Raw genomic sequence first — 13,497 nt, 5'->3', positions numbered from 1 at the left:
TGATAAAGCGGGACAAGATCGAAGTAGGTGCCAGCCGCTGCCGATTGCAAGGGATAACCCACCGGTTTTTCCACAAAGGCGATCTTGGGGAAAGTCTTTGGACCTGGTTTTGGGATAGACGGTTGAAAATCATGGCCACCCCCAGAACAAGAATTTTGCTTTAGCGATAGACCATTGGAATCGCGTCGTAATTTTACATCCAGGCTCCCGAGCCATCAAATCAGATTGGCCTTCGGCTCGTTCCCGTCTATATGAACAAGCTGTGGAGAAGGTGTGGATAAAAACCAATCCCCGTAAAACACAGAGTCTAAGAATCAGAATCCTTTTCAATAAGGATTTATTTAAGGAAGTGGTGGATGTCGAAAGCCAGTGATCGCAAGGTGATGAAGGTATTGGCCGGTGAGACCGTCTTCCCGCCACCCGTATGGCTGATGCGTCAGGCAGGGAGGTATCTGCCCGAGTATCGAGCAACACGATCGAAGGCCAAAGGGTTTCTGGATCTGTGTTACACGCCGGATCTGGCAGTGGAGGTAACGCTGCAGCCAATCAGGCGATTTGGCTTTGATGCAGCAATCCTGTTTTCCGACATTCTGGTGATCCCGGATGTGCTTGACCGGAATGTGCGATTTGTCGAAGGCACCGGGCCCCTGATGGATCCGATTTCTGCGGAAGCAATTGGATCGCTGGATGCTTCGAACATGCACACACATCTGGCGCCAGTTTACGAGACTGTGCGACGGCTGCGCGCGGAATTGCCGACCGAAACCACCCTCCTGGGGTTCTGTGGCGCACCGTGGACGGTTGCGACCTACATGATTGCCGGTCACGGAACGCCTGACCAGGCACCTGCCCGCTTGTTTGCCATGCAGCACCCAGAGGCGTTTCTGACGCTGCTGACCCTTCTGGCGGATATCTCGGCTGACTATCTGATCGCGCAGATTGATGCAGGCGCTGATGCTGTGCAGATCTTTGATTCCTGGGCTGGAGTTCTCTCTGAACGGGATTTTGCAAAATTCTCTATCGCGCCGGTGAAACACATGGTCGACCGGATTCGCAAGGAAAGACCAGGCGTGCCGGTGATCGGTTTCGCCAAGGGGGCAGGCGCATTGCTGGAAACCTACCGGGCGGCAACGGGTATTGATTGTGTTGGCCTTGACTGGACTGTTCCATCCAAGCTTGCTCAGCAGATCCAGGCTGACGGTGCGGTACAGGGCAATCTTGATCCATTGCGGATGGTCGCGGGTGGTAGGGCGCTTGATGAAGGTGTTGATGAGGTGCTGGAGACACTCGGCAAAGGTCCGCTGATCTTCAATCTTGGACACGGCATCACACCCCAGGCTGATCCGGAGAATGTGGCCCGGCTGATGGAGCGGGTCAGGGGCGCAGCAAACCGGTGACAATCGATAGCGCGACGAGCAGCAATGAGGGCAGCAAGGCGCGGATGAAGGCCTATGGCAGCATAGCTGTGGTGGTCCTGATGGCCGTGGCAGCCTGGTGGTTCGATCCTGCCTGGCTTTACGGCTGGCTCAAGGTGCTGCACGTTGTGGCGGTGATCTCGTGGATGGTCGGCCTGTTCTATCTGCCGCGGCTGTTCGTTTATCACGCGGATGCGGCAGCAGGCGGTGAGCCGTCTGCCACCTTCGTGGTGATGGAGCAGCGGCTGGTCAAGGTGATCATGAACCCAGCGATGATGGTGTCATGGGTGGTGGGGCTCTGGCTCGCCTGGGATGGTTTTGCCTTTTCCGGGGTCTGGCTCTGGGTCAAGATCGCGGCGGTGGTCGGGCTTACGGCGTTTCACGTCTTTCTCAGCCGTTCGGCGCGGAAGTTTGCTGCCGGAAAAAACACCATGACGGCACGTCAATGGCGCATGGCAAACGAGATCCCCACCGTCCTGATGATCCTTGTGGTGATCATGGTGATCATCAAGCCGTTCGCCTGATCTCGCTGGTTGGTAGGTCTTTCGATCCTCGTGGTCAGAGAATCTATCGCAACGGGGCTTGCGACGTTTCACGTGAATCGCTATCTAGCAAGCAACGTCTTCTATGGCGGGCGCCAGTACCAGTCTGGCCGGCATCACTATGCCGGGTCGTATATGCCCTCCAATTCCCATATCTATAAATACAGAATTTGGATTTCCCATGCAGGAAATGAAGCTTCAAGAGCTCAAGAACAAAACCCCTACCGATTTGCTGGCGTTTGCCGAATCAGTTGAGGTCGAAAACGCTGGTGTCATGCGCAAGCAGGAACTGATGTTTGCGATCCTCAAGCAGCTCGCCGCGCAAGAAGTCGAAATTATCGGTGAGGGTGTCGTTGAGGTCTTGCAGGATGGTTTTGGCTTCATGCGCTCGGCCAATGCCAATTATCTGCCTGGTCCGGACGATATCTATATTTCTCCTTCGCAGATCCGCCGTTTCTCGCTGAAGACAGGTGACACGGTTGAAGGCCCGATTCGTGGACCCAAGGAAGGCGAGCGCTACTTTGCGCTGCTAAAGGTCAACACGATCAATTTCGAGGATCCTGAAAAGATCCGCCACAAGGTCCATTTCGATAACCTCACGCCGCTTTATCCGGATGAGCGGTTCAAGATGGAAATCGACAATCCGACCACCAAGGATATTTCAGCACGCGTCATCGACCTGGTGGCCCCGATCGGCAAGGGCCAGCGTGGGTTGATTGTGGCGCCGCCACGCACCGGTAAGACCGTTCTGCTGCAGAACATAGCCCATTCCATCACCGCGAATCATCCTGATTGCTACCTGATCGTTCTGTTGATCGATGAGCGACCCGAGGAAGTCACTGACATGCAACGCTCGGTCAAGGGCGAGGTCGTGGCATCGACCTTCGACGAACCAGCTGTTCGGCACGTCCAGGTCGCCGAGATGGTGATCGAAAAGGCCAAGCGCCTTGTGGAACACGGCCGCGATGTTGTCATTCTTCTCGATTCGATCACGCGTCTTGGCCGCGCTTACAACACGGTTGTGCCGTCATCGGGCAAGGTGTTGACCGGTGGTGTTGACGCCAACGCGTTGCAGCGCCCGAAGCGCTTCTTTGGCGCTGCGCGTAATATCGAGGAAGGCGGATCGCTGACCATTATCGCGACCGCGCTGATCGATACCGGTTCACGGATGGACGAAGTGATCTTTGAAGAATTCAAGGGAACCGGTAACTCGGAAATCGTCCTTGACCGTAAGGTTGCAGACAAGAGAATATTCCCGTCAATGGATATACTCAAGTCGGGTACGCGTAAGGAAGATCTCCTGGTTCCGAAGCAGGATTTGCAGAAGATCTTCGTCCTGCGCCGGATCCTTGCTCCTATGGGTACCACGGACGCTATCGAATTCCTTATCGACAAGTTGAAGCAAACGAAAACCAACAGCGACTTCTTCGATTCGATGAATACCTGAGTTTTCGCACAAACACCCGATTCGATTCGAAACCGGTACAATTATGCGGGAAACAATATTCGCCCTGTCATCGGGTTTACCACCCGCCGGTGTGGCTGTTATCCGCATCTCGGGTCCGGGTGTTCGATTCGGCCTCGAAACGTTAGTACGCTCAGTACCTCAGCCCCGCGTCGCCCATCTGTGTCATATTCGGGGTGATGCAGGCCTTGTCCTCGATCAGGGGCTGGTTCTGTTCTTTCCGGCACCCAATTCGTTTACTGGTGAGGATGTCGCTGAGCTGCAGATACATGGTGGCCGAGCGTCGGTATCTGCGATCCTCTCGTTCTTGGCTGCGCTGCCTGGATTTCGAAGTGCAGAGCCCGGCGAGTATACCAAACGGGCATTTGAGAACGGGCGAATGGACCTCACTGCCGTTGAAGGTCTTTCTGATCTGATACGCGCGGAAACCGAAGCCCAACGCCGGCAGGCATTAGGACAGGCTGACGGTGTTCTCAGAGACCTCTATGAGGGTTGGGCAAAGCAGATCACCCACGCCCGGGCAATGGTTGAGGCAGAACTCGATTTCTCCGACGAAGAGGATATTCCAGGTTCCGTTACGGATCAGATCTGGCCTGAGATGGTCGATCTTGTGGCTGAGATATCGGCCCATCTTTCGAAAGCGAAGGCTGCTGAAATTGTCCGGGACGGTTTTCGGATCGCGCTCATAGGGCCGCCTAACGCCGGCAAATCTTCATTGCTCAACTTTTTGGCCAAGCGTGATGTCGCTATTGTTTCCGACATCGCGGGCACGACGAGAGATGTGGTTGAGGTGCGGCTGGATATTGATGGTAATCTCGTGCTGCTGCAGGATACTGCTGGATTACGTGAATCCAACGACAAGATAGAGCTCGAGGGCATTCGTCGGAGCCTGGCTGCTGCGGAGACCGCGGATTTGGTTCTGGAACTCCGAGATTGCCGAGAACTGCCTGATATCTCAGAAAAGCCGACTTCGCAGGATAACAAATATCTTATGGTGCGCTCGAAGGTTGATATGCTTGAAGGAAGCATGTCTACCTCTAGTCCTGGTGACATCTTTCTTTCTGCCAAAACGGGCGAAGGTGTCGATATTCTGTTGTCCGCGATCAAAAGTCGGGTTTCGGATTATACCATTGGATCTGGTGAAGTGCTGCCAACGCGTGAGAGGCATACCCATTATTTGAATGTTTGCCTACGAGAGTTGGAAGTCGCGGCAATCGGTAAGGATTTGGCGATCGAGGTCCGGTCGGAGTTTCTGCGGAGTGCGGCTATCGCACTTGGCCGGATTACTGGAACGGTGGATGTCGAAGATCTTTTGGGTGTCATCTTTTCTGAATTTTGCGTTGGTAAATGATTCACGTGAAACAATCCGGGCTCTACCGAGACCACCCGTGACTCACGTGAAACATATTTGCCCAGGCATGAGTTCAAGAAATCAACCCGCAATTCGTTTCACGTGAAACATTTGACCTTGACTCCTTATCGCACGTAACCAAGAAGTCTGTCATCCGGAGACGAATGATGAAGTACGACGTAATCGTAATTGGCGGCGGACACGCAGGCAGTGAAGCTGCCGCCGCATCCGCACGTCTAGGCGCCAGCACCGCGTTGATCACGCACAAGTTTGATACCATCGGTACTATGTCTTGTAACCCGGCCATTGGCGGCCTTGGTAAAGGGCACCTTGTCCGTGAGATTGATGCCATGGATGGCCTGATGGGTGTGGCGGCAGATCGTTCCGGGATCCAGTTTCGGATGCTTAACCGTCGCAAGGGCCCGGCGGTCTGGGGGCCCAGGACGCAGGCAGACCGGAAACTCTACAAGATGGCAATCCAGGCACTGCTGCAGGCCACTCCAAACCTCGACATTGTTGAGGGTGAAGTTGATGACCTTCAGATTGATGACAGTGGTGCTGCTGGCGTTATCCTGAAGGACGGTCGTCTGTTTGACTCCGCCGCAGTAGTCTTGACGACAGGTACATTCCTTCGTGGTCTTATCCATATCGGCGATCGCAAGATCCCTGCTGGGCGGATTAATGAAGAGCCTTCGCTCGGGCTATCCGCTACTTTGGAGCGAGCTGGTTTTCAATTGGGTAGACTCAAGACCGGAACCCCGGCCCGCCTGGATGGAGATACGATCGATTGGGAGCGGGTTGAATGGCAAGAGTCTGACGCGGAGCCGATTCCGTTCTCGTTTCTGACAGAGAAGATCGAGGTACCGCAGGTCCGTTGCGGGATTACACGAACAACTGAAGCGACGCACCGTATCATTCAGGACAATATTCACCGGTCTGCAATGTATTCCGGGCAGATCGAAGGTGTTGGTCCGCGGTATTGCCCATCCATCGAAGACAAGATCGTACGCTTTGGCGAGCGCGATGGACATCAGATATTTCTTGAGCCTGAAGGGCTGGATGATTCAACTGTCTATCCCAACGGGATATCGACATCGCTTCCGGAAGACGTTCAAGAAGCGTTCATTCGCACCATTCCCGGCTTGGAGAATGTCAAGATCGTTCAGCCAGGCTATGCCATTGAATATGATCATGTTGATCCACGCGAATTGAAAGAGACATTGGAAACAAACCGTATCCAGGGTCTGTTCCTTGCCGGGCAGATCAATGGAACGACCGGATATGAGGAGGCGGCTGCGCAGGGTCTTGTTGCTGGTCTTAATGCGGCACTGAAGGTTCAAGGGAGAGCCGAGTCTCTGTTCAGCAGGACTGATTCCTATATCGGTGTGATGGTTGATGATCTCACCACCAAGGGAATCAGCGAGCCGTACCGTATGTTTACATCTCGCGCGGAATACAGACTGTCGCTTCGGGCCGATAATGCGGAATTGCGTCTGTCTCCCAAGGCGATTGAACTCGGCTGTATTTCGGTTGAGCGTGAGGCGAAGTTCAAAGACTATTTCGATTCGCTTACGAAATGTTTGCAGGAATTGAGATCTCTCACCCTGTCTCCCACTGAAGCAGAAAAGCATGGGCTGTCGCTCAACAAGGACGGTATTCGACGGACAGCATTTCAATTGTTGTCCTATCCGAATATCGATGTAGAGCGTATTCTTGAAATCTGGCCTGAGCTTCAGGTTCATGGTGCCAAGGTTTTGAATGCTGCTGCGGTTGACGCAGCCTACGCGGTTTACCTCGAACGACAGACACAGGATATTGAGCAGCGCCGGCGCGAAGAGAGCCGACGGATCCCGGACGACTTTCGCTACGAGAACTTGTCGGGGCTGTCGCAGGAATTGAAAACAAAACTTGAACGGATACGCCCGCCGTCTGTTGGTCATGCGGAGCGCATTGAAGGCATGACCCCTGCGGCTGTTGCTTTACTTCTGGCCCACCTGCGCAAAGGTTCGAACAGCGATTCTGTTGGGTTAGCGGGCTAATAATGGTTCAGAATATACCGAAAGGCTTTTTTCCGGATTCCGGATTTGTTTCACGTGAAACATCGGGAAAACTGGTCGTATACGCGGACCTTGTGCGAAAGTGGCAAGCGCGCATCAATCTGATCTCTCCGAAAACCTTGCCAGATGTGTGGGAAAGACATGTTCTAGACAGCCTGCAGCTGTTTCGGCTGAGGCCTGAGCCGCTCAATTGGCTTGATATGGGCAGTGGGGCCGGTTTTCCAGGCTTGGTGACTGCGATCTGTCTGGCTGAGAAGGGGCACGGCTGGGTCAATCTCGTGGAAAGTAACAACAAGAAGGCGGCATTTCTTCGCCAGGTGATCCTCGAAACCGGCGCCAGAGCCAGCGTACATCCGATTCGGGTTGAAGATGCGCGAACCAAACTGGGGAAGATTGACGCAGTTTCTGCTCGTGCCCTTGCTTCGCTGTCTGATTTGCTCTCCTACGCAGCGCCATATGCGCAAGACAACCCCTCAATTGAAATGTGGCTGCACAAAGGGCTGGATTACCTTGGAGAAGTCAGATCAGCGCGTGACCTTTGGTGCTTTGATCTGGTAGAACATCAAAGTCTGGCGCAGGATGGATCGGCAATCCTGCAGATCAGCAATTTATCCCAGCACACCTAAGCCGCGGACCCTTTTCGATGCAACCTTCGAAGAACCGGATCATCACCATCGCCAACCAGAAAGGCGGCGTTGGCAAGACAACCACCGCTATCAATCTGGCCACTGCACTGGCAGCGATTGGCGAGGAAGTGTTGATCGTCGACATTGACCCGCAGGGCAATGCCAGCACTGGGCTGGGCATTGATCGCAAGGATCGGGGCGTGTCGGCCTATGATCTGCTGACGCAGAATGCGTCGGTCAGCGAAACCGTCATGCAGACCGCGGTGCCGCATCTGAGCATCATTCCCTCCACCATGGACCTTCTGGGTGTCGAGATGGAGATTGCCGGCATGCCTGACCGCGTGTTCAAGCTGAAGAAGGCGCTGCAAGCGGACGACGCGAAGCACTATGATTACGTTCTCATCGACTGCCCTCCCTCCCTCAATCTTCTGACCATGAATGCAATGGCGGCCGCACATTCGATTCTGGTGCCGCTGCAGTGCGAGTTCTTTGCGCTTGAGGGTTTGAGCCAGCTTCTCGAGACTGTTGGCCAGGTACGCGATACGCTCAATCCTACTCTGGATATCCAGGGTATCGTGATGACAATGTATGATGCGCGCAACAATTTGGCCTTGCAGGTTGTCGAAGATGTTCGCTCGCATCTGGGCGAAAAGGTCTACAGGACCCTTATCCCGCGCAATGTTCGGGTTTCTGAGGCGCCATCCTACGGCAAGCCTGCGATCCTGTATGATCTGAAATGCGCCGGCAGCCAGGCCTATCTGCAGCTGGCATCTGAGGTTATTCAGCGCGAACGCAATCGTAAGGCTGCCTGACCCTGCGGGGATGTGGGCAGTGAGAGTGGATATGACGATGTCAGACGATGTATCAAAAAAGCGCCTCGGGCGGGGACTGGCGGCTCTGATCGGCGAGATCGATCAACCTATCCAGTCACAATCGAAGCCGACGGTGTCGGCGGATCGCACCGTTCCGATAGAACATGTCAGCCGCAATCCACGCAATCCGCGGCGGAGTTTTGACCCGGCCGATCTCGAAGATCTGTCGAAATCGATCCGCCAGCACGGGATTGTGCAGCCCGTGATGGTCCGCCGAGCAGGCGACGACCGCTACGAGATCATTGCAGGTGAACGCCGCTGGCGGGCCGCGCAAATGGCAGGATTGGTTGATATTCCGGTTATCGTGCGGGATGTTGATGACCGGACCGCACTCGAGATAGCCATTGTCGAGAATGTGCAGCGTGCGGATCTCAATGCGCTTGAAGAGGCGCAAGGTTATGAGCAGCTGATCGCGCAATATGGCTATACGCAAAACGATCTTGGTGAGGTCATCGGTAAAAGCCGAAGCCATGTCGCCAATTCGCTGCGTTTGCTGAAGTTGCCTGACGAAGTTCGGCAGATGCTTGCTGATGGCGCGCTATCCGCCGGCCATGCCCGGGCGATCGTGTCGACCTCCGATCCTGTTCGGCTGGCACGTAAAATTGCAGATGAAGGGCTCTCTGTTCGCGACGCCGAGAAACTGGCTCAGAAAGATGCAGAGCAGCTCGCCAATCCGGGCGGCATGGAAACCAAATCTGCCGGTCGCGCCGATGAGAAAGATGCCGATACGATCGCGCTTGAACGAAGCTTGTCTGATGTGCTTGGTCTCAAGGTTCAGCTGGCGCACAAAGGGCAAGGTGGCCAGTTGCGGATCGATTACAAGTCGCTTGAGCAACTCGATGAATTGTGTCGGCTACTTGGTGACAAATAAACTATTTATTACAACGAGATGATGATCATCGGCTAAGCAGGCAGGCTCGTAAAAGGGCCTGCCTGGCGATAGATGCTTCGAGATGCGGTCTCCGGCGCGTTTCCAGGACCGCGTCGGACAGCCGTCTCATTTCACGATTGATGGCGTCCAGCCGCCAATGACGCAATGCGCGTTCGACAACGGGTTTGCGCTTGAAATGGATGCCCCGCCCCTTTTCCGTCATGGCCTGGGCCGGCTGGCGGCCGTGATTTTCGATCAGTGACCGCATGGCGTCGAGCTGTTCGAACTGCATGATACAGCTGCGCAACACCAGAAATACAGAAGTCTTGGATGCGAGTATGCGTTCCAGCGAAGTCTCGAGACGCACCGTATCACCGGAAAAAACCGCATCTACGGCGTCGTCTACCGAAAGTGCGGCAACATCGCCAATGGCCTCGATCACATCTTCATCGGTAACCGTTCCCGATTCATGACAGTAAAGTGCCAGTTTCTTCAACTCGTTACGGCTTGCCAGCCGATCCCCGCCCAGCAGCTGGGTGAGGCGCTGGCGAGCGTCCGCCTGTATGTTGAGCTTGGCGCCGCCGAGTTCCTCGTCAATGAGCGTCTGGATACCTCTGGCGTCGTCGGCGTAACAGGGTATTGCAAGTGCGGTGCGAGCGTTCTCGATCAACTTTCGAAGCGCGCTGCCCTTTTTCAGGTCGCCTGCCTCGATGAGAAGGTGTGACGAACCCGCGTCAGCCTCCGTCAGAGCATTGAGCGAGCTAACCAAACCCTTGTCGTTGCCAGCATTCTTGACCCAGACCAGACGGTCACCGCCAAACAGGCTGATAGCACCAAATTCGTCTGCCAGCCGTCCCGGGTCACCGTTGAGATCAGATGATTCTAGGCGGAGAACCGCGAAATCATCCTTGAGATCCACACCGGTCTTGGCAGCGATTTCAGCTGCACGTTCGGAGACCAGACCGCGATCTGGACCGTAGACAAGTATGATACGGTAGGGGGTGCCTTCACGGCGCACAAAACCGGCAAATTCATGGGTTTTAAGCTGTGCCATGATGCCCGTTCCAGCAGATTCGAGATCTATCGTGCAAGGGCTGCCGCAATATCTGCCCTGACGAAGGCAGCGACCTGCCTCGCGGCGCGGTCTTCAGCTTCCAGCTTGGCTCTCTCCTGGGCAAAATTCTGCGATGGAAGATCCAGCTGTGCATCAGCATAGCGTGACCCGGATTTGACCGTTTCGCCGGTGCTCGCGGATTTGAGAACGTAGGTAGCCGTGACCGTGGTGCGTGCGGCGGAAAATTCATTGTCGAGACCGCCGGGCAACAAGCCGGAAAGGCTTGATGACACGCTCAAATTCAGACTGTAGGCGCCATCTTGCTGTTCTCCGCCAAAACCCAGTACCAATTCGTTACGGACAACCTGTTCAACTCTCGAATCTGCAGGCGTAATCGTGACTGAGTGGTTCTGGCCAGCCATCGATCCATAGAGAGGTTGTGCCTGGCATCCGGCCAGCAGTCCAAGGCCGAGCGTGGCAGCCAGGACCCGCGATTTCCATCCCGATCCGGGAACTTCAAACGACAACATTGACGATCCTCTGGGGTACGATGATGAGTTTGCGCGGCGGATTGCCTCCGGTCGCGGTTTGCACGAAATCAAGAGCCAGAACAGCCTTCTCGATAGCAGATTGGTCGGCATTGCGGTCAATTGTCAAATCGCCGCGCTTCTTGCCGTTGATCTGCACCGGCAGTGTCACCTGTTCATCCGTCACCAGACCGGAATCGTAGTCCGGCCAGGCTGTTGTTGCCACCATGCCGTCATTGCCGATCAGTTTCCAGCACTCTTCCGCCAGATGCGGCATCATCGGGGCAATCAGCTGCACCACCATGTTGGCTGCCTGCTTGCAGGCTGCCTTGAGATCTGCATCAGCCTTGCCTGCAGCAACATCCGTCAGCGGTGCTGCCAGGGTGTTGACGAGCTCGTAGAGCCGCGCCACTGCCTTGTTGAAGGCCAGCTTCTCAAGGTCCTCACCGATCGCCTTGACCGTCTTGTGGGCGCTACGCGAGACATCCAGCGCCTGACCAGCTGCTCCGGTCCTGGCTTCGGTCTTGCTCAGTTCCCCGGCCGCTTCGCCAAGCAGGCGCCATACACGCTGAACATAACGATGGGCGCCTTCGACGCCAGCCTCGGTCCAGATCACATCGCGATCGGGCGGGGAGTCTGAAAGCATAAAAAAGCGAGCAGTATCAGCACCATAGCTATCGATGATGTCGTCGGGATCGACCACGTTCTTCTTCGACTTCGACATCTTCTCAATAGAACCGATGACCAGCGCTTCGCCTGTCTTGGCGTGCTTGGCCGTCCTTACGCTGTCCTTCTCTTCGATCAGTACATCAGCCGGCGGGACCCATTCACCCTTGCCAACACTGGTGCGGTAGGTCTCGTGAACAACCATGCCCTGTGTAAACAATCCGCGGAATGGCTCCTTGAGATCGACATGGCCGGTCTGCTGCATGGCCCGGGTAAAGAAGCGAGAATAAAGGAGGTGCAGGATCGCGTGTTCGATGCCGCCGATATACTGATCAACCGGCAGCCAAGCGCTTGCGACCGCAGGATCAGTCGGGGTCTCGTGCCGTGGCGCAGTGAACCGGGCGAAATACCAGGATGAATCGACAAATGTGTCCATCGTATCGGTTTCGCGTCGTGCAGCCTTGCCGCAGGCCGGGCAATTGACATGTTTCCACGTCGCGTGATGATCGAGAGGATTGCCCGGCTTGTCGAGCGTAACATCATCGGGAAGCTTGACCGGCAGATCCTTAGCCGGCACAGGAACCACCCCGCAGTCATCGCAATGGATCACTGGAATGGGCGCACCCCAATAGCGCTGGCGTGAAAGACCCCAGTCTCGAAGGCGGAAATTGGTCTTGCGGGCGGCTTGCGGTTGACCGCAAAGCGTCTTGGCTTCGAGCAGGCTTGCTACTGCGTCGAAAGCGCTGTCTGGCGTCATGCCGTCAAGATTGCGGGAATTGATCATGACACCATCACCGACATAGGCGGTGTCGGTGATCACGAAGCTCGCCGCATCGGCATCAGCCGGCATCACCACAGGCGTGACCGGCAAATTGTATTTCCGTGCAAAATCAAGGTCGCGCTGGTCGCCGGACGGGCAGCCGAAAATGGCGCCCGTGCCATAATCCATCAAAACGAAATTGGCGATGTAGACTGGAACAGTCCATTCCGGATCAAGCGGGTGAACAACGTTGATTGCGGTCTTGAAACCGATCTTCTCAGCGGTTTCGAGCGCTGCCAGTGAAGTTCCGGCACGGCGGCACTGGTCGCAGAATTCAGCGACTGCCGGAACCTTTGCGGCCAGTTCCTTGGCCAGAGGATGATCGGCTGCAATCGCCAGGAACGACGCACCGAACAGTGTATCCGGCCGCGTGGTATAAACTTCGATGTCTGACGCACCGCCGGCCTGTGCCGGATCGGCAATTTCCCAGCGCAAGGACAGGCCTTCCGACTTGCCGATCCAGTTTTTCTGCATCAGCCGGACCTTTTCCGGCCATTGGTCTAGCTCATCGAGCGAGACCAGCAGATCGTCGGCGAAATCGGAAATGCGGAAGAACCATTGCGTCAGTTCACGCTGCTCGACAAGCGCGCCGGAGCGCCAGCCGCGGCCGTCGATGACCTGCTCGTTGGCGAGCACGGTCATGTCGACCGGATCCCAGTTGACCTTGGAATTGCGACGGTAAATCAGTCCGGCGGCGAGAAAATCGAGAAACAGCGCCTGCTGCTGCGTGTAATATTCGACGTCGCATGTGGCAAATTCCCGGCTCCAGTCGAGTGACAGACCCATGGATTTGAGCTGCTTGCGCATGGCGTCGATGTTGGCATAGGTCCAGTCGCGTGGATGAACCTTGTTCTGGATCGCGGCGTTCTCAGCCGGCATGCCGAAGGCATCCCAGCCCATCGGGTGAAGCACATTGAAGCCGCGGGCGCGTTTGTAGCGCGCCACGACATCGCCCATGGCATAGTTGCGGACATGCCCCATGTGGATCCGGCCGGACGGATAGGGAAACATCTCGAGTACGTAGTATTTCGGGTCCGGACTGTCGTTGTCCGTCTCGAAAATTTTCGCCTCTTCCCACATGCGCTGCCAGCGGGTTTCCGCCTGTTTGGGATTGTATCGTTCAATTGCCATAAAGGATCACCAGAAAACCTGTCAGATTTTGTCGCGACCTTCACCATGAAACCCGTCAAGCGTCAACCATTGAGCGGCTTTGGAGGCCAAGTTCAGGCGC

11 protein-coding genes are annotated in these 13,497 nt (G+C 55.5%); 8 read left to right on the top strand and 3 right to left on the bottom strand.

The window, feature by feature from the left end:
- Nucleotides 1-356 precede the first annotated feature (356 nt).
- The 8 genes from hemE to WNZ14_RS03710 all read left to right on the top strand — a co-directional run bounded on the left by hemE (nt 357) and on the right by WNZ14_RS03710 (nt 9,199).
- Entirely contained in the window at nt 357-1,397 is a 1,041-nt protein-coding gene (hemE, locus tag WNZ14_RS03745) for a uroporphyrinogen decarboxylase (protein ID WP_342867256.1), read from the top strand.
- Between the two features lie 44 nt (nt 1,398-1,441).
- On the top strand, nt 1,442-1,939 hold the full coding sequence (gene hemJ / locus WNZ14_RS03740; RefSeq protein ID WP_342868500.1) for a protoporphyrinogen oxidase HemJ: 498 nt from the start codon (nt 1,442-1,444) through the stop codon (nt 1,937-1,939).
- A 199-nt stretch (nt 1,940-2,138) separates the two neighbouring features.
- A complete protein-coding gene (rho, locus tag WNZ14_RS03735) occupies nt 2,139-3,404 on the top strand; it encodes a transcription termination factor Rho (RefSeq protein WP_269387946.1) in 1,266 nt (421 codons plus the stop codon).
- Between the two features lie 43 nt (nt 3,405-3,447).
- Nucleotides 3,448-4,773 (top strand): tRNA uridine-5-carboxymethylaminomethyl(34) synthesis GTPase MnmE, encoded by a 1,326-nt coding sequence (gene mnmE, locus WNZ14_RS03730; protein WP_342867255.1) that lies wholly within the window; start codon nt 3,448-3,450, stop codon nt 4,771-4,773.
- A 164-nt stretch (nt 4,774-4,937) separates the two neighbouring features.
- Nucleotides 4,938-6,812 carry a tRNA uridine-5-carboxymethylaminomethyl(34) synthesis enzyme MnmG gene (mnmG, locus tag WNZ14_RS03725; protein WP_342867254.1) on the top strand — a complete coding sequence of 625 codons (1,875 nt, stop codon included), beginning with the start codon at nt 4,938-4,940 and terminating at the stop codon, nt 6,810-6,812.
- Nucleotides 6,813-6,814: 2 nt separating this feature from the next.
- On the top strand, nt 6,815-7,456 hold the full coding sequence (rsmG, locus tag WNZ14_RS03720; protein ID WP_342867253.1) for a 16S rRNA (guanine(527)-N(7))-methyltransferase RsmG: 642 nt from the start codon (nt 6,815-6,817) through the stop codon (nt 7,454-7,456).
- 17 nt (nt 7,457-7,473) lie between these two features.
- Complete coding sequence (locus WNZ14_RS03715) at nt 7,474-8,268, top strand: ParA family protein (protein ID WP_342867252.1); 795 nt, start codon at nt 7,474-7,476, stop codon at nt 8,266-8,268.
- A 37-nt stretch (nt 8,269-8,305) separates the two neighbouring features.
- Entirely contained in the window at nt 8,306-9,199 is an 894-nt protein-coding gene (locus WNZ14_RS03710; RefSeq protein WP_342867251.1) for a ParB/RepB/Spo0J family partition protein, read from the top strand.
- A gap of 25 nt (nt 9,200-9,224) precedes the next feature.
- Here WNZ14_RS03710 and holA read toward each other — a convergent pair whose 3' ends face one another.
- From holA to leuS, 3 genes are read right to left on the bottom strand one after another with little or no spacing between them, the layout of a single operon-like run.
- Nucleotides 9,225-10,253 (bottom strand): DNA polymerase III subunit delta, encoded by a 1,029-nt coding sequence (holA, locus tag WNZ14_RS03705; RefSeq protein WP_342867250.1) that lies wholly within the window; start codon nt 10,251-10,253, stop codon nt 9,225-9,227.
- A gap of 26 nt (nt 10,254-10,279) precedes the next feature.
- Nucleotides 10,280-10,783 (bottom strand): hypothetical protein, encoded by a 504-nt coding sequence (locus WNZ14_RS03700; protein ID WP_342867249.1) that lies wholly within the window; start codon nt 10,781-10,783, stop codon nt 10,280-10,282.
- Nucleotides 10,770-13,397, bottom strand: a complete 2,628-nt coding sequence (gene leuS / locus WNZ14_RS03695) for a leucine--tRNA ligase (protein ID WP_342867248.1) — start codon at nt 13,395-13,397, stop codon at nt 10,770-10,772. Before leuS ends, WNZ14_RS03700 begins: the two co-directional genes overlap by 14 nt.
- Between the last annotated feature and the right edge of the window lie 100 nt (nt 13,398-13,497).

It is taken from the genome of Hoeflea sp. AS60 (assembly GCF_038900115.1).
In the GTDB taxonomy this organism is placed as follows: domain Bacteria; phylum Pseudomonadota; class Alphaproteobacteria; order Rhizobiales; family Rhizobiaceae; genus Hoeflea.
The sequence above is the reverse complement of the archived record's forward strand: the minus strand, read 5'-3'. Positions and strand labels throughout refer to the sequence as shown.